The organism is Lentzea sp. DG1S-22, assembly GCF_036321065.1.
Taxonomy (GTDB): Bacteria; Actinomycetota; Actinomycetes; order Mycobacteriales; family Pseudonocardiaceae; genus Lentzea; species Lentzea jiangxiensis.
Genome location: NZ_CP143276.1, coordinates 5085141 through 5101368 on the forward strand (window position 1 = coordinate 5085141; position 16228 = coordinate 5101368).

A 16228-nucleotide genomic window follows, 5' to 3' on the forward strand; every position below is an offset into this window, starting at 1 on the left:
ACACAGGCCCCAAGGCGACCACCGCCCCAAGACGAGCACCTCGCGAAGGCTCAAGCCGACCGAACCATCCCGGCCCGAGCCTCGGAGTACCGCCGCACCAACGCCTCCACCACCAGTGGATGCGCTCCCACCGGCGAGGAGACCAGGTCCGCCCCGCACCCCTCCAGCACGGAGTGGAACGCCCCGGGCGCCAGCAGCCACGAGGCGACCACCACCCGGCGCCGTCCCCGGACAGCGGCCACCACGTCGGCGATCCGGGGCGAAGCCGTGGCGACGTACCCCACCGCCTCGGCTCCCAGCATCCCGGCCGCGGCGCGGACAGCGGCCAGCGCCCGAGCGTCGGAAGAGCCCGCCGCGGCGAGCACGACTGCGTCGCCGCGGCGGAAACCCGCCTCCCGCAACCGGTCCCGCACGGCGGGCACCGCGGCCAACCCCAGCGGCGGGGTCAGCACGACGTCGCCGCGCGGCCCGATCTGCTCGGGGATGTCGACCCGGACGTGGTACCCGGCGGCCAGGAACACCGGCACGACGACGCAGGGTCCGTCCACGACGGACCGGACGTCCGGCTGCAGCACGTCGGCGTAAGCCACCACAACCGGCACGTCGACGTGCGCACGGACCAGGTCCGCGATCTCCGAGCACACCGCGATCCCGGTAGCGGACCGCGTCCCGTGGAACGCCAGAACGAGCTTCATGCGGGCTCCATGGCCAGCCGGTACCCCCGCTTCACGACCGTGCACACCATCTGCGGCGACCCCAGGGCGGTCCGCAACCGCCCGATCGCCGTCTCGACGGCGTGCTCCTCCCCGCCGGAAGGCAACGCGGCCAACAGGTCCTGACGCGACACCACCCGGCCGCGCGCTGCGACGAGCGTCCGCAGCACGGCCATCGGCGCCGGTGCGACGGGCCGGAGCTCGCCGTCGACGACCACGGCCTGCGCTCGCATCTCCATGTCGCGGGACGCGATCCGCAGCCGGGTGGCGCGGGAAGGCAGCTCCAGGGCCAGCTCCCGCACCATCGACCCGATCCGCGACCGGGCGGGCTGCACGACGGGAATCCCCGCGGCCACCAGCGGACCGGCCGTGATGGCGCCGACACCGACGACGAGCAGGCGGCGCAACGCGGCGACCAGGGCGGCGTGGTCGGGAGCCGTGCGCAGCACCGACGAGGCGGCCGGGGCGCTGGTGAACGTCAGCGCGTCCACCTGCCCGGCGATCACGGCGTCGATCAGCCGGTGCAGGGGGCCGATGTCCGTCGGGGGTTCCCAGCGGTAGACCGGGATCTCGACGACCTCGGCGCCGGCGGCCTCCAGGGTGTTCACGAAGTCGGGCAGCGGTTCGCCGTGCAGCTGGACGGCGACGCGCTTGCCGGAGACGCCCATCCTCAGCAGGTACTGCAGCAGCTCGGCGTTCGACTCGGACGACGGGGACCAGGCCTCGACCAGGCCCGCCGCGCGGACCGCTCCCTTCGCCTTCGGGCCGCGGGGCAGGACGACGGCCGGCGACAGCGCCCGGTGCAGGCGGCTCGCCAGGCCCCAGCCCTCGGCTGCCTCGAACCAGCCCCGGAAGCCGATCGCGGTGGTCGCCACGACGACGTCGACCGGGGAGGACACCAGTTCGGTGGTGGCGGCGTGCAGGGTGGCGTCGTCGGGCAGGGGGACGATGCGCAGGGCCGGGCCGTGCAGGACGGAGGCGCCCTTGCGCTCCAGCAGCGCGATGAGCTCGTCGGCCCGCCGGGCCGCGGTGACGCCGACCGTGAAGCCCGCCAGCGGGCCCGTCACGTCAGCTCCACGACACCGTCACGCACGCGCACCGGGTGCACCGCAACGGACACCGACGGCTCGTCCAGGCACTTGCCGGTGGACAGCTCGAACGCCTGCTTGTAAACCGGCGACACCACGACGGGGACGCCGCCGCGGTCGCCGACGATGCCGCGCGACAGCACCGCGGCGCCGCTGAACGGGTCGACGTTGTCGAGGGCGTGCAGGGTGCCGTCCGCGGTCAGGAACACCGCCACCTGGGAACCGTCCGGCAGCAACGCCGCGACACCCTGCTCGGGACGCAAAGCCTCGAAGTCGCAGACGACGGTCACCTGGCCACCTCCGGGATGCCGAGGGAGACGGGAACGCGCTGGCCACGCTCAGCGCGGAACGAGATCGTGGGGTCGGGGGTGCCGGGCGCGTTCACGAACGACGTGAACCGCGCGAGCTTCTCCGGGTCCTCCAGCACGCCGCGCCACTCGTCGGCGTAGTCGGAGACGTGCGCCGCCATCGCGGCCTCCAGCTCGGCGCAGATGCCGAGCTTGTCCTCGACGACGACCTCGCGCAGGTGGTCGAGCCCGCCGTCGAGCCCTTCCAGCCAGGCCGCGGTGCGCTGCAGGCGGTCGGCGGTGCGGATGTAGAACATCAGGAAGCGGTCGATCACGCGGATCAGCTCCTCGGTGTCCACATCGGACACCAGCAGGTCGGCGTGGCGCGGGGTGAAGCCGCCGTTGCCGGCCACGTAGAGGTTCCAGCCGTTCTCCGTCGCGATGATGCCGAAGTCCTTGCTGCGGGCTTCGGCGCACTCACGCGCACAGCCGGAGACCGCCGACTTGAGCTTGTGCGGCGACCGCAGCCCGCGGTAGCGCAGCTCCAGCTCGATCGCGAGACCGACCGAGTCTTGCACGCCGTAGCGGCACCACGTCGTGCCGACGCAGGACTTCACCGTGCGCAGCGACTTGCCGTACGCGTGCCCCGACTCGAAGCCCGCGTCGACGAGGCGGCGCCAGATCTCCGGGAGCTGGTCGACGGTCGCGCCGAACAGGTCGATGCGCTGGCCACCGGTGATCTTGGTGTAGAGGCCGTAGTCGCGGGCCACCTCGCCGATGACGATCAGCTTCTCCGGCGTGATCTCCCCGCCGGGGATGCGCGGCACGACCGAGTAGGTGCCGTTGCGCTGCAGGTTCGCGAGGAACCTGTCGTTGGTGTCCTGCAGGGACACCTGCTCCGAGCCGAGGATGTGCCCGTTGCCGAGCGACGCCAGGATCGACGCGACCGCGGGCTTGCAGATGTCGCAGCCACGTCCGGTGCCGTGCTTCTGCACCAACGCGGAGAACGTCGTGACGCGGGTCGCCCGGATGATCTCGAACAGCTCGGCGCGCGAGTAGGAGAAGTGCTCGCACAGCGCCTTGGACTGCTCGACACCGCACTCGGTCAGCAGCTTCTTCAGCATCGGCACGCACGAGCCGCAGCCCGTGCCGGCCTTGGTGCACGCCTTCAGCTCGGCCACGTCGCACGCGACACCGGACACGATCGCGTCGGTGATCGTCTGCTTGGTCACCGCGAGGCAGGAGCAGACCTGCGCGTCCGCGGGCATCTCGACGTCGACGGAGCCGCCCGGCTGCAGCAGGCCGGGCGGGACCTCCTTGCCCACCAACGGCCGCAGCGACAGGTACGACGAGGCGTCGCCCACCAGCACGCCGCCGAGCAGCGTGCGGGCGTCGTCCGACACCACGAGCTTGCTGTAGGTGCCGGCGACGGCGTTGTTGACGACGACTTCCAGCGCTCCCTCGGTCTGGGCGTGCGCGTCGCCGAACGACGCCACGTCGACGCCGAGCAGCTTCAGCTTCGTGGACACGTCGGCGCCGGGGAACACCTTGGTGCCGCCGCGGATCCGGTCCGCGACCACCTCGGCCATCGAGTAGCCGGGAGCGACGAGGCCGTAGGTCGCGCCCTCGACCGCGGCGCACTCGCCGATCGCGAACACGTGCGGGTCGGCGGTGCGGCAGGCGGCGTCGACCAGGTAGCCGCCGCGCGGGCCCAGCTCCAGGCCGAGGTCGAGGTCGGTGCGCGGCCGGATGCCGGCGCTGAACACCACCACGTCGAGGTCGAGCTCGAGACCGCTCGCGAGCTTGGCGATCAGCCGCTGGCCGTCGCGTTCGATCGAGGAGGCGGAGGTCCCGGTGTGCACGGTCAGGTCGAGCTTCTCGACCAGGCGCTTGAGCAGCCCGGCTCCGCCCTCGTCGACCTGGATCGGCATGAGCCGCGGAGCCAGTTCGACGACGTGCGGCGAGACCCCCATGCCGCGCAGCGCGTTGGCCGCCTCCAGCCCGAGCAGGCCGCCGCCGAGGACCATGCCGGAACGCCGGCCGGGGCGGGAGGCCGCCTCCACCGTCGCCCGGATGTCGTCCAGGTCGTCGATGGTCCGGTAGACGTGGCAGCCGGGCAGGTCGCGGCCGGGCACGGGCGGCACGAACGGCACCGAGCCCGTGGCCAGCACCAGCACGTCGTAGGAGACCTCGACGCCGGAGGCACCGACCACCACGCGCCGCTCGCGGTCCACCGAGACGGCCTTCTCGCCGAGGCGCAGCTCGCACCCGGTCAACGCCGGCAGCTCCAGGTCCGCCGAGCTCCAGCTGTCTACATAGGACGACAGCGCGACGCGGTCGTACGCGGGACGTGACTCCTCGCCGAACACCACGATCCGCCAGGACGACTCACGAAGGATCTCGACGAGCCGGTGGCCGACCATGCCGTTGCCGATCACGACCAATGTCTGGTTCATCGGGCATACCTCCTTCCGCCCGGTATGCTCACCGGGCGGCGTGTCATCCCAAGGTCCGCGGTATTTCGCGGTTGTTAAAGGAAACTCCCGCCGCAGTTCAGGCGGTGTGCGTCACACGCCTGCGTAGGCGAGCGAGGGCCGTGCCGCGAACACGTTGCGCCGCAGGTAGAACCACCACGTCGTGCCGAGGCAGAGCGCGTAGAAGACGAGGATCGCGGTCAGCGCGGGCGTCAGCGTCTTCGAGCCCTCCAGCGAGAACTTGAAGACGAGGTTCACCAGCACCCCGCCGGCGGCGCCGATCGCACCGGCGATGCCGACCACGGCGGCGGCCTGGCGCTTGGCCGACTTGTCGTCGTCGGACTGGGTGCGGAAGATCGCCGGGATCATCCGGTACGTCGAGCCGTTGCCGACGCCCGCCAGCACGAACAGCGCGATGAACGAACCGAAGAACAGCGCGAAGTTCCGCGAGTCGACGCTGACCATCACGCCGATCGTGCCGATCGCGAGCCCGACGAACGTCCCGAGCGTCACCTTCGCGCCACCGACCCGGTCGGCGAGCCAGCCGCCGAACGGCCGTGCCACCGAACCGATGAGCGCGCCGAGGAAGGCGAGCGCGACCCAGCCCCTGTGGTCGACGAAGCTCAGCTTGATCAGCGACGGGAACGCGAACGAGTACCCGATGAACGACCCGAACGTGCCGATGTACAGGAACGACATCACCCACGTGTGCATGTTCGACATCGCGAGCCTGTACGACTGCCCGTCCGGCTTCGCCTGCGTGAGGCTGTCCATGAAGAACCACGCGAGCGCCGTGGCCAGCACGATGAACGGCATCCAGATCAGCGCCGCGTAGGCGAGGTGGATCCCGGTGCCGATCGTGATCACGAACGGCACGACGAGCTGCGTGACCGCGACACCGAGGTTGCCGCCGGCGGCGTTCATGCCGAGCGCCAGGCCCTTCTTGCCCTCCGGGTAGAAGAACGAGATGTTCGCCATCGACGACGAGAAGTTGCCGCCGCCGAGACCCATCGCGGCCGAGGTGAGCAGGAAGAACCAGTACGGGGTGCCCGGCGTGGACACCGCGTAGGCGAGCATCGTGCACGGGATCAGCAGCAACCCGGCGCTGATCGTCGTCCACAGCCGCCCGCCGAACCTCGGCACGGCGAACGTGTACGGCACCCGCAGCACGGCACCGACCAGGTTCGGCACGATCAGCAGCCAGAACTGCTGGCCGACGCTGAAGTCGAAGCCCACGGAGCCGAGGCTCACCACCACGATGCTCATCAGCACCCACACGCTGAACCCGAGGTTCTCCGCGAAGATGCTCAACGCCAGGTTCTTGCGGGCGATGCGCTTGCCGGTGGACTCCCAGAACTCGGGCTTCTCCGGCTCCCAGTGGTCGATCCAGCTCATGAACGTCCTCCACAAGGGGTTCGGCGACTGACGAAGAACCTAGGAACAGCGGATTACCGAGGCGTTCTGCGCGGTGACGGCGGAGGCAACTCCGCCGCACATCACGCCGGAGCGGGCTGTGAGGCCCCGAGCCAGTCGAGCAGCCCGCACACCGCGTCCTTGCAGCCACCGCAGCCCGTCGTCGCGCGCGTGGCCTCCGCGAGCTGCGGCAACGACTGCGCGCCCGCCCGCCAGGCCGACACGATCTGTCCCTTGGAGACGGTGTTGCAACGGCAGATCACCGCGCTGGACGGCAGGTCGGCGGGTGACGCGGCCTCCGCGGGCAGCGCGCGGCCGAGCAGCAGCGCGAGCCGGTCCGTCGGCGCGGGGATGCCGCGGTCGTAGAGCTGCGTGATCGTGGCGGCCGCGTCCGGCGCGCCCAGCACGATCGCGCCGGCCACGCGGTCGTCGCGCAGCACGAGCTTCGCGTACCGCCCGCGCGAGGGTTCCTGGAAGCACAGGACCTCCGAGTCCGGGCAGTCCACATCGGTGTGCACGTCCCCCAGCGCCGCCAGGTCCACGTCCCGCGCCTTCAGCCGCGTGACGACCGAGGTGCCCCGGTAGCGGGCGGCCGGGTCGGCGCCGGTCAGGCGGTCCGCGAGCACCGCGGCCTGGTCCCACGCGGGCTGCACGAGGCCGGACACCGTGCCGGGGTGCTGCGCGCAGTCGCCGATGGCGTGGATGCGCGGGTCGCTCGTGCGCAGCGCGTCGTCCACGACGATGCCGCGGTCGACCGCCAGCCCGGCTTCGACCGCCAGCGACGTCTCGGCGCGCACACCGGCCGACACCACGACCAGCTCGGCCGGGACGTGGCTGCCGTCGTCGAGGACGAGGCCGTCACCGGGCAGGTACTTGGCGGCCAGGGCGTTCAGCCGGAACTCGATGCCGAGCCGGCCCAGCGTCCGGGCGAGGACGCTGCCGGCGCCGGGGTCGAGCTGGCGTTCCATGAGGTGGCCGACGGGGTGGACGACCGTGACCAGGCACCCGCGCCCGGCCAGGCCGCGGGCGGCCTCGATGCCGAGCAGGCCACCGCCGAGGACGACGACCGGCATGCCCTTGCGGGCCCCGGCCTCGATCCGGGCGCAGTCGTCGAGGGTGCGGAACGCGACGACGCCGGCGGCGAGCCCGCCGTCCTCGGTCAGGCCTTCGGCGGGAGGTACCCGGGGGACGCTGCCGGTGGCGAGCACGAGGGCGTCGTAGGGGACGGCCTCGTGCGCAACGACTTCGGGGGAAGCCGGCTCGGCGTCGGCGGGTGCGACCAGCACCGTTCGCGCGGCGCGGTCGATGCCCACCACCTCGCGGCCCAGCCGCAGGTCGATGCCGTGCGCCTCGGCCCACCCGTCGTCGTGCAGCCGCGTCGACTCCGGCGTCATCGCGCCCGCCACCACCGTCGACAACAGCACCCGGTTGTACGCGGCGTGCGGCTCGGCGCCGACCACCGTGATGGAGATGTCCTGGTCGCGGCGGCGGATCTCGTCCGCCAGCCGCGCACCCGCCATGCCGTAGCCCACGATCACAACTCGCCTCATGCCCGCTCCAATCGCACCGCGCACACCTTGAACTCGGGCATCCGGCTCGTGGGGTCGAGCGCGGGGTTGGTGAGGAGGTTCGCCCGCCCGTCACCGGGGAAGTGGAACGGCAGGAACACCGCGTCGGCGCGCATGCTCGGCACGCACCGCACGGCCGCCGTCACCGTTCCCCGCCGGGACACGACGTGCGCGAGCTCGCCCGCGGCGAGCCCCGCCCGGTGCGCCGTGTCCGGGTGCATCTCCACGTACATCTCGGGAACGGCCTTCAGCAGCTCGCCGATCCGCCGCGTCTGCGCCCCCGACTGGTAGTGCTGCAGGACCCGTCCGGTGGTGGCCTGCAACGGGAACTCGTCGTCCGGCGGCTCGGCCGGGCCCCGGTGGTCGACGGGGACGAAGCGCGCGAGCCCGTCCGGGTGCGCGAACCGGTCGAGGAAGAGCCGGGGCGTGCCGGGGTGGTCCACCGACGGCACCGGCCAGTGCAGCTGCTCGGACTCCAGGCGTTCGTAGGTGATGCCCGAGTAGTCGGACGGGCCGCCGGCGGAGGCCCTGCGCAGTTCCTCGAAGACCTCCCGCGGCTCCACGGGGAACCCGCGGTCCACGCCGAGGCGGGACGCGAGGCCGTGCAGCAGCTCCAGGTCGCTGCGGACACCGGGCGGCGGGTCGAGTGCCTTGCGCCGCCTGATGATCCGGCCCTCGAGGTTGGTCATGGTGCCATCTTCCTCAGCCCACTGCGTGACCGGGAACACAACGTCGGCCATCGCCGCGGTCTCGGACATCACGAAGTCCGCCACCACCAGCAGGTCCAGTGCCTCGAAGCGGTCGACGACCCCGGACGCGCGGGGTGCGGACACCACCGGGTTGCTGCCGAACACGAGCATCGCCTTGATGTCGTCGGCGACGAGCAGCTCGTAGGCGCTGCGGCCGGGTCCGGGGAGCTCGGAGACGCCCCAGACGTCCATGACGTGGCGGCGCGCCACCGGGTCGTCGATCTTGCGGTAGCCGGGCAGCTGGTCCGCCTTCTGGCCGTGCTCGCGGCCGCCCTGGCCGTTGCCCTGCCCGGTCAGGCAGCCGTAGCCGGAGCCGGCGCGTCCGGGGAGCCCCAGCGCGAGGGCCAGGTTGATCCACGCCGAGACGGTGTCGGTGCCGGACGCGTGCTGCTCGCTGCCCCGGCCGGTCAGCACGTACGACCGCCCGGCCAGCATCTGCACGGCCGCGCGCTGGTCGGCGGCGGAGACACCCGTGACGCGTTCGGTGTGCTCGGGCCACCACCGCGCCGCGATCCGCCACGCCTCGTCGAAACCGCTGGTGCGCTCGGAGACGTACTCCTTGTCGATCACGCCCTCGACGACGGCCGTGTGCAGCAGGCCCAGCGCGAGGGCCAGGTCCGTGCCCGGCGCGGGCTGCAGGTGCAGCGTCGCGCGTTCGGCGGTGGGCGTGCGGCGCGGGTCGACGACGATCAGCCGCGGGCCTTCCAGGTGCCGCAGGAACGGCGGCATGGTCTCGGCCGGGTTGGAGCCCGCGAGCAGCACCGTGTCCGCGGAACGCAGGTCCGCCAACGGGAACGGCAGCCCGCGGTCCAGCCCGAACGCCCTGTTGCCCGCCGCCGCGGCCGACGACATGCAGAACCGGCCGTTGTAGTCGATCTGCGAGGTCTTCAACGCCACGCGGGCGAACTTCCCGAGGGCGTAGGCCTTTTCGTTGGTCAGGCCGCCGCCGCCGAACACGGCGACCTCGTCGCGTTCGTACGAGAGGATCTTCGCCGCCACGAAGTCGAGCGCCTCGTCCCACGAGACGGGCCGGCCGTGCAGCAGCGGGGTGGTGAGCCGGCCGGGGTGGCGCAGCAGCTCCCCCGCCGTCCAGCCCTTCTGGCACAGCCCACCGGGACCAGGGGCCACCTGGCCGTCGATGACGCTCATGGAGCACTGCAGCGCGCAGTAAGGACAATGGGTCACACCGTCGACGCTAGAGAAAACCGCGTTACCCCGGTGCTCCGCAATGTTTCGAACCTGGAAACTGCCCCGCTCACAGCATGGCGGTGACGTGGTGAGCAGCTCGTTCCAAGCCCGCGAAGGACTGCGGTGTCGACATCGGGTGCAACGCGTGCACGGCCAGGCGGAACAGCATCGCGCGCACCAGCACCTGCTCCCACTCGGCCTGGTGGCTCCAGCGGTGGAACAGGCCGGAGTCCGCGCCACCCCACGCGACGGCGTCGACCGCGACGACGGCGGCGGCCCACTCGGCGGGGCGCCAGTACGCGGTGAAGTCGATGACGGCGGGCGGGGCGTCGCCGGCGAACAGCACGTTGCCGAAGAGGTCGCCGTGCACGACCTGCGGCTTGAGGTTGAGCGGTTTCTGCGCCTGCTCCAGCAGTTCGAAGAGCCGGCCGCCGAGGTCGGCGTCGAGCGGCACGTCCACCTCGCCCCACGCCCTGCGGTCGGCGACGGCGAACACGTCCGTGCGCGCGTCCAGGAAACGGGGCTTGGGCAGCTCGGCCGTGGCCTGGTGCAGGCGCTGGGAGACGGCGATCACCTCGTCGTGCCGCGGCTCGGCGCGACCGGCGAGGAACTTGGTGGCGGACCAGCCGCCGACGACGTACCGGCCGTCGGTGGACCTGAGCGGCCTGCCGACGCGCAGGTGCGGCACGTCGAGGCCGTCGAGGGTCTTGGCGACCCAGGTCGCCTCGGCGGGCCTCGGCGCGGGTCGGATGGTGGCGTCGCCGCACCGCCACGCAGGGCCACCGTCGATCAGCTCTGGTTCGGCGTCACGTGCCCCGAACGCCGCACGCACGTGCGCTGGGGGCGGTTCGGGGGACCGGGTCACGGACGGGCACGCTACCTGCTTGGACCGTCCGGGTGGTGGATCACGACACGCCGCGGTTCGTGCCGCCACCCGAACAGCTCATCAACCGGTGCGTGCGTTCGGGCGCCGAAGCACCCGAACGCACGCAAGCCCTTAGTACGTGGGCAGGCTCGGGTCGACCTCGCGGGCCCACGCCAGCACGCCGCCACCGACGTGCACGGCGTCGGAGAAACCCGCCTTGTGCAGCGCTGCGAGGGCCTCCGCGGACCGGGCGCCGGACTTGCAGTGCAGCACCAGCGGCTTGTCCTGCGGCAGCTCCGAGAACGCCTCGCCCGAGAGGATCCTGTCCTTCGGGATGAGCACCGAGCCCGGGATCTTCACGATCTCGTACTCGTGCGGCTCGCGGACGTCCACCAGCAGGAAGTCCTCACCGGACTCCTGCTTGTGCTTGAGCTCGAGCGGCGTGATCGTGTTGCCCGCGGCCGCCTGCTGCGCGTCCGTGGACACGACCCCGCAGAACGCCTCGTAGTCGATCAGCTCGGTGATCTTCGGCGACGCCGGGTCCTTGCGGATCTTGATCGTCCGGTAGGTCATCTCCAGCGCGTCGTAGACCATCAGGCGGCCCAGCAGCGGGTCGCCGATGCCCGTGAGCAGCTTGATCGCCTCGGTGACCATGATCGAGCCGATGGACGCGCACAGCACGCCCAGCACGCCGCCCTCGGCGCAGGAGGGGACCATGCCGGGAGGCGGCGGCTCCGGGTAGAGGTCGCGGTAGTTGAGGCCCTGGCCGTTCGGGGCGTCCTCCCAGAAGACGCTGACCTGGCCCTCGAACCGGAAGATCGAGCCCCAGACGTACGGCTTGCCCAGCAGCACCGCGGCGTCGTTCACCAGGTACCGCGTGGCGAAGTTGTCCGTGCCGTCCAGGATCAGGTCGTAGTCGCGGAAGATCTCCAGCGCGTTCTCGGAGTTGAGGTGCGTCTGGTGGAGCACGACCTTGACGAACGGGTTGATCTCGGCGACCGAGTCGCGCGCCGACTCCGCCTTGGGGCGGCCGACGTCGGACTGGCCGTGGATCACCTGCCGCTGCAGGTTCGACTCGTCCACGACGTCGAAGTCCACGACGCCGAGCGTGCCGACCCCGGCCGCGGCCAGGTACAGCAGTGCCGGGCTGCCGAGGCCGCCCGCGCCGACGACGAGCACCTTCGCGTTCTTCAGCCGCTTCTGCCCGTCCACCCCGACGTCCGGGATGATCAGGTGCCGGCTGTAGCGCGCTACTTCTTCCTTGGTCAGCTCCGCGGCTGGCTCAACGAGCGGCGGAAGCGCCATGCTGCTCCTCCTCGACGAATGTCTCCGTGTCCGAGACAACGTCTACCCTGCCTCGACTCTTCCCGGTTGGAAAGCCGTCTCAGCCTGCGGGAAACGGGTTGGTCTTGCAGACCTTGCCGTCGGCGGGCACGACGTCCTGACCCGCGTTGAGCTGCGAGACGAAGTCGTTCGAGACGCCGAACGTCTGCTGCATCATCACGGGTGCCGGCGCGTCGTTGTCCGGGCACGGCGCGTGCCCGCTGCCCAGGGCGTGCCCGACCTCGTGGTTGATCACGTACGTGCGGTAGCCGGCCAGGTCGGAGCCGTAGGCCATGGCTCCGCGCACCCAGCGGGCGACGTTGATGATCACGCGCTTCTGGTCGGGGTTGTAGCAGGAGGTCTCGAACGGGATCTCCCTGCCGCAGAGCGTGTGCGACGTCTTCGTCGTGGCCAGCGACACCACGAAGTCCGGGTTCTGGTTCGCCTCGACCCGCTGCAGCGCGACCTGCTTGGTGCCGATCCAGCTGCGCGGGTCGGACAGGATCCCCTCGACCGTGCGCGCGAACGCGGTCGCGTCGTCGTTGTAGTCGGCGGGCTTCACGCCGTCCTCGATGGCGATCGCGTACTTGCGGAACTTCGGCGCGTTGCCCTCGCCGACGCGCTGGCCCGCACCCCCGATCACCTTGAACGTGCCGACGCCGTCCTCGGAGAACGCCGGTCCCGCGGGCAGTTCCGCGGTCGGGATCTTCAGGTCGGGCTTCTTGCCCGGCACCTCGGTCGGCGGCGCGTCGGGCGTGCTGACGGGCGTCTCGGCGTTCGTGCCGGCGGTGGTGCCGGACGAGGGCGACTGCGGCTGCACCGTGTCGAGCACCACGAGCGCCGTCAGCACGAGGAGCACCGGGATCGCGTAGATGCGCCAGCCGTAGCTGGCGACGAGCTTCTTCACACCGCGGCTCTGGCGGGGCCTGCGCAGGGCCTGCGCGCCCTCCGGCTCCCAGGCGGCCGCGAGTGGTTCCGCACTGGTCCGCCGCTCGCCACGGCGGTAGCGGTCGGCGGGCGGAGCACTACGTCCTCGCTCGGGGGCGCGATTCACGTCGACCAGGGTCCCACATCGCCCGTACGGCCGTTGCCCGTCACCACGAGTGGCGGTCGACCGCCTCCCACATGCCCAGCACCGCCCTCGCGACGGTGGCGGGCCGCTCCATCTGGGCGACGTGGCCGGTCCTGGGCAGCACCAGCAGCCGCCCCTTCGGCAGCAGCCGCGCCGTGCGCGGCCCCTTGCGCACGCTCACGAGCCGGTCGTTCTCGCCCCAGAGCACCAGCGTCGGCGCCTGGACCGACGGCAGCAGCCGCCACAGCGACTTCGCGCCGGGGGTGAGCCAGCTCTGCATCAGGCCGAACGTGCTGCGGTTGAGCGCCTGCCCCGCCCAGTGCTGCCGGGCCCGCTCCTCGTTCTCCTTGATCGACTCCTCGATGCGGTTGTCCGGCACCAGGCTCGGGTCGGCGAAGCACAGCTCGAGCATCTGCCGCGTGCGCTGGTGCGCGGTCAGCTTCGCGAGCTCCCGGCGCACCCGCGGGCCGACGACCGGCAGGACCGCGAGGGCCATCCGCGGGTCGGACATGCGGTCCAGGCGCGGCCGCAGGTCCGGCACGGCCGGGGAGACCAGCGTGAGCGTCCTCACGAGATCGGGCCTGGTCGCGGCGACGACCACCGAGATCGCGCCGCCCATGGAGTTGCCGAACAGGTGCACCGGCTGTGAGAGCGTTTCCAGGTACTTGACGACGGTGCGCGCGTGCGTGGCCAGGCTGAAGTCGTAGCCGGGGATCGGTTCGGAGCGGCCGAACCCGGGCAGGTCGATCGAGTAGCCGCTGACGTGGTCCTTCAGCTGGGCCGCGAGGTCCGTCCAGTTCGTCGCGGATCCACCGAGCCCGTGCACGTAGACCGCGGGCGGCCCGTTCCCCGGCGTCACCCTGACGTGCACCTCGTGGCCGTCCACCTGCTGGAACTCACCGGGCCATGGCGTCTGGGAGGTGTCCAGCGGGGGCAGTTCGACCGTGGACAGCGGAACGGGGATCAGGGTGCTCACCAGACCAGGATGCGGGAAAGAACGCCGAGATGGTTCCCGGAAGGCCGCTACCAGCGAGTAAGGTTGCGCTCACGCCTCGGTCTGGCAATCCCTGTCCGACGGCCGGAACACTCGTGCTGGAGGCACCATGACGGAGACGGCGCAGAGCGCACCCGCAGGCAGGGGCGTTCGACTGCCGCGCACCGCCCGCCGCGCGCAGCTGCTCGCAGCGGCGCAGGACGTGTTCGTCGCGAACGGTTACCACGCCGCGGCGATGGACGAGATCGCCGAACGCGCGGGCGTGTCCAAGCCCGTGCTGTACCAGCACTTCCCCGGCAAGCTCGAGCTCTACATGGCGCTGCTCGAGTCCCATGTGGACGAGCTGGTCGGCCGGGTGCGCACCGCCATCGGCTCGACGACGGACAACAAGCTCCGCGTGCGCGCCGCCGTGGCCGCCTTCTACGACTTCGTGGACGGCGAGGGCCAGGCCTTCCGCATGGTCTTCGAGTCCGACCTGCGCTCGGAGCCGGCCGTGCAGTCCGCGGTCGAACGCGCCACCACGGACTCCGTGGACGCCATCACCGACACCATCACCGCGGACGCTGGCCTGGACGAGGAACGCGCCCGCCTGCTCGCCGTGGGCCTGGTCGGCCTCTCGCAGGTCACCGCCCGGTCGTGGCTGGCGGACAACCGCCGGGTGCCGAAGGAGGAAGCGGTCGCGCTGATCTCCAACCTGGCGTGGCGCGGCATCGGTGGCGGCTTCCCGCTGCAGCACTGACAACGCTGACACGTGAAAGGGCCCGCGGGTGCGGGCCCTTTCACGTGTCCGGCGGTCTCACATCAGCGCGGCGATCCGCCGGGCCACGTCCTCCGAGCGCTCGAGCGGCAGCATGTGCCCCGTCTTCGGGTAGATCACGAACTCCGCGCTCGGCAGCGAGTCGGCCAGCACCCGCGAGTGCCGCAGCGGCGTCAGGACGTCCCAGGCACCGGCCATGACGGCGGTGGGGATGTCCGACAGCACCGAGAGCGCCTCGCGCCGCTGGTGCAGCGTCAGCTCCTCCCGGATCCCGACGAACGCCTCGCACGAGGTGTTCCCGGCCATGGCGGCCGCGGCACGGACGTCGGCCCACCGCGGCCGCCGCCCGAACGTCACCCGGAGCCCGGGCGCGATCACCCGCCCGAACCCGACCTTGGACCTCTTCAGCAGCCACCTCCCGGCCAGCCGCTCCACCGCCCGCAGCGGCGGCAGGTCCCCGCACGAGGTGGCGATCAGCGCCACCCCGGACACGCGGGAGAACAGCTCGGGCCGCTGCTCCGCCAGAGCCATGATCGTCATGCCGCCCAGCGAGTGCCCGGCGAGCACGACCCGCCCGGTGGGCGCGCACTCCTCCAGCACCGCGGCCAGGTCGTCGGCCAGCTCCGAGATCGTCCCGGTCCCGCCGGCCGAACGCCCGTGCCCGCGCACGTCGTAGCGGACCACGCGGCCCGGCAACGCCGCCGCCACGCGGTCCCACGTCGTGAGGTCCATGGTCCAGCCGTGCAGCAGCACCGCGGTCACGTCCGAGGCGGGGTCCCCGGACGTGACGACGTTCAGCCGACCAAGAACGAGCGGCGCCACGAGCGCATCCCCGGCTTCCCGACGAGTCCGGCCTCGTCCAGGAACGACATGATCCGCTCCCCCGACCAGCGGATGGTCTCCTGGAACTTCGGGTTGGCCAGCGCCTGGCGGTGCGCCTCGCGCACGTCCAGCCCGACCGCCGCGTAGACCCGCGGGTTGATGATCGCGCGGGTGATCATCATCGACACGTACCCGATGAGCCACTTCTGGTAGGGCTTCTCGTAGCCCTTGAGCCCGGCCATGCCGCGCTGCAGCTCCTCGCGGGCGAACCGCACGTGGCGGGCCTCCTCCAGCACGTGGATGCGGTTCACCATCCGCACGATCGGCTGGACGGTCTCGTCGTTCATCGCCTCGCGCTGCAGCCGGTCGAGGATCTCCTCGGCGACCAGGATCGAGCCGTACATGGCCGGGCCGTAGCCGATGATCGGCAGCAGCTTGCCCAGGCGGTGCGTGTGCTTCGTCGGGCCGTACGCGGGGCAGCCGACGCGTTCCACCAGGCGCGCGAACATCGTGGAGTGCCGGCACTCGTCCGCGACCTCGGTCAGCGCGTACTGGGCGTGCCTCGTGGTCGGGTCGCTGTTGTAGACGACCTTCACGAGCATCTGCATGAGCAGCAGCTCGAACCACAGGCCCACGGACGCGATGGACGCCAGCTCGTGCTTGGACAGCTCGACGCGCTGCTCCTGGGTGAGCGAGTCGTAAAGAGGCGTGCCGTAGAGCGAAATGCGCTGTTCAGGGATGTAGAAGAGCCCGTCGGCCAGAGGTGCGGACCAGTCGATGTCCACCTCGGGGTCGTAGAACTTCTCGGCGGACGACTTGAGCAGCCTCTCCGCTGTCTTCTCCCGATCGGCGACCCTCATCGGTGCCCCTCCCCGGTAGGTGTTACTTGAGGTAACGGTTACTTCTGGTAGCGTG

The 16228-nt window shown here is 71.5% G+C and carries 14 protein-coding genes; 1 reads left to right on the forward strand and 13 read right to left on the reverse strand.

The genetic code is table 11. The features are described 5' to 3' along the window. Positions 1-50 precede the first annotated feature (50 nt). From V1227_RS23360 to V1227_RS23410, 11 genes are all read right to left on the reverse strand, one after another. Positions 51-695, reverse strand: a complete 645-nt coding sequence (locus V1227_RS23360; RefSeq protein WP_329787685.1) for a sirohydrochlorin chelatase — start codon at positions 693-695, stop codon at positions 51-53. Then, a complete protein-coding gene (locus tag V1227_RS23365; protein WP_329787686.1) occupies positions 692-1780 on the reverse strand; it encodes a uroporphyrinogen-III synthase in 1089 nt (362 codons plus the stop codon). The genes V1227_RS23360 and V1227_RS23365 overlap by 4 nt, the downstream gene beginning before the upstream one ends. Then, entirely contained in the window at positions 1777-2091 is a 315-nt protein-coding gene (nirD, locus tag V1227_RS23370) for a nitrite reductase small subunit NirD (protein ID WP_329787687.1), read from the reverse strand. Before nirD ends, V1227_RS23365 begins: the two co-directional genes overlap by 4 nt. Continuing rightward, a complete protein-coding gene (gene nirB / locus V1227_RS23375) occupies positions 2088-4544 on the reverse strand; it encodes a nitrite reductase large subunit NirB (RefSeq protein ID WP_329787688.1) in 2457 nt (818 codons plus the stop codon). Before nirB ends, nirD begins: the two co-directional genes overlap by 4 nt. 111 nt (positions 4545-4655) lie before the next feature. After that, entirely contained in the window at positions 4656-5957 is a 1302-nt protein-coding gene (locus tag V1227_RS23380) for a nitrate/nitrite transporter (protein WP_329787689.1), read from the reverse strand. A gap of 101 nt (positions 5958-6058) precedes the next feature. Next, positions 6059-7525: an FAD-dependent oxidoreductase gene (locus V1227_RS23385; RefSeq protein ID WP_329787690.1), complete on the reverse strand. Its 1467-nt coding sequence runs from the start codon at positions 7523-7525 to the stop codon at positions 6059-6061. Beyond that, complete coding sequence (locus V1227_RS23390) at positions 7522-9441, reverse strand: molybdopterin oxidoreductase family protein (protein WP_329787691.1); 1920 nt, start codon at positions 9439-9441, stop codon at positions 7522-7524. Before V1227_RS23390 ends, V1227_RS23385 begins: the two co-directional genes overlap by 4 nt. A 106-nt stretch (positions 9442-9547) precedes the next feature. Then, positions 9548-10345: a TIGR02569 family protein gene (locus V1227_RS23395; protein ID WP_329787692.1), complete on the reverse strand. Its 798-nt coding sequence runs from the start codon at positions 10343-10345 to the stop codon at positions 9548-9550. A 132-nt stretch (positions 10346-10477) separates the two neighbouring features. Continuing rightward, positions 10478-11650: an adenylyltransferase/sulfurtransferase MoeZ gene (gene moeZ, locus V1227_RS23400; RefSeq protein WP_090099641.1), complete on the reverse strand. Its 1173-nt coding sequence runs from the start codon at positions 11648-11650 to the stop codon at positions 10478-10480. A 79-nt stretch (positions 11651-11729) separates the two neighbouring features. Then, positions 11730-12722 (reverse strand): DUF3152 domain-containing protein, encoded by a 993-nt coding sequence (locus V1227_RS23405; RefSeq protein WP_329787693.1) that lies wholly within the window; start codon positions 12720-12722, stop codon positions 11730-11732. Between the two features lie 40 nt (positions 12723-12762). Then, positions 12763-13719 carry an alpha/beta fold hydrolase gene (locus V1227_RS23410; RefSeq protein WP_442916545.1) on the reverse strand — a complete coding sequence of 319 codons (957 nt, stop codon included), beginning with the start codon at positions 13717-13719 and terminating at the stop codon, positions 12763-12765. Between the two features lie 124 nt (positions 13720-13843). Here V1227_RS23410 and V1227_RS23415 point away from each other — a divergent pair, with 124 nt between their 5' ends. After that, positions 13844-14473, forward strand: coding sequence for a TetR/AcrR family transcriptional regulator (locus tag V1227_RS23415; RefSeq protein ID WP_090099643.1), 630 nt, complete (start codon positions 13844-13846; stop codon positions 14471-14473). A gap of 57 nt (positions 14474-14530) precedes the next feature. Here V1227_RS23415 and V1227_RS23420 read toward each other — a convergent pair whose 3' ends face one another. Beyond that, on the reverse strand, positions 14531-15313 hold the full coding sequence (locus V1227_RS23420) for an alpha/beta fold hydrolase (RefSeq protein WP_329787695.1): 783 nt from the start codon (positions 15311-15313) through the stop codon (positions 14531-14533). After that, entirely contained in the window at positions 15286-16173 is an 888-nt protein-coding gene (locus V1227_RS23425; RefSeq protein ID WP_329787696.1) for an AurF N-oxygenase family protein, read from the reverse strand. The genes V1227_RS23420 and V1227_RS23425 overlap by 28 nt, the downstream gene beginning before the upstream one ends. Between the last annotated feature and the right edge of the window lie 55 nt (positions 16174-16228).

Bases quoted from the DNA above. Each gene is read 5' to 3' on its own strand.
- V1227_RS23360 (WP_329787685.1), bottom strand. From the start codon at position 695: ATGAAGCTCGTTCTGGCGTTCCACGGGACGCGGTCCGCTACCGGGATC.
- nirB (WP_329787688.1), bottom strand. From the start codon at position 4,544: ATGAACCAGACATTGGTCGTGATCGGCAACGGCATGGTCGGCCACCGG.
- V1227_RS23380 (WP_329787689.1), bottom strand. From the start codon at position 5,957: ATGAGCTGGATCGACCACTGGGAGCCGGAGAAGCCCGAGTTCTGGGAG.
- V1227_RS23385 (WP_329787690.1), bottom strand. From the start codon at position 7,525: ATGAGGCGAGTTGTGATCGTGGGCTACGGCATGGCGGGTGCGCGGCTG.
- V1227_RS23390 (WP_329787691.1), bottom strand. From the start codon at position 9,441: ATGAGCGTCATCGACGGCCAGGTGGCCCCTGGTCCCGGTGGGCTGTGC.
- moeZ (WP_090099641.1), bottom strand. From the start codon at position 11,650: ATGGCGCTTCCGCCGCTCGTTGAGCCAGCCGCGGAGCTGACCAAGGAA.
- V1227_RS23415 (WP_090099643.1), top strand. From the start codon at position 13,844: ATGACGGAGACGGCGCAGAGCGCACCCGCAGGCAGGGGCGTTCGACTG.
- V1227_RS23425 (WP_329787696.1), bottom strand. From the start codon at position 16,173: ATGAGGGTCGCCGATCGGGAGAAGACAGCGGAGAGGCTGCTCAAGTCG.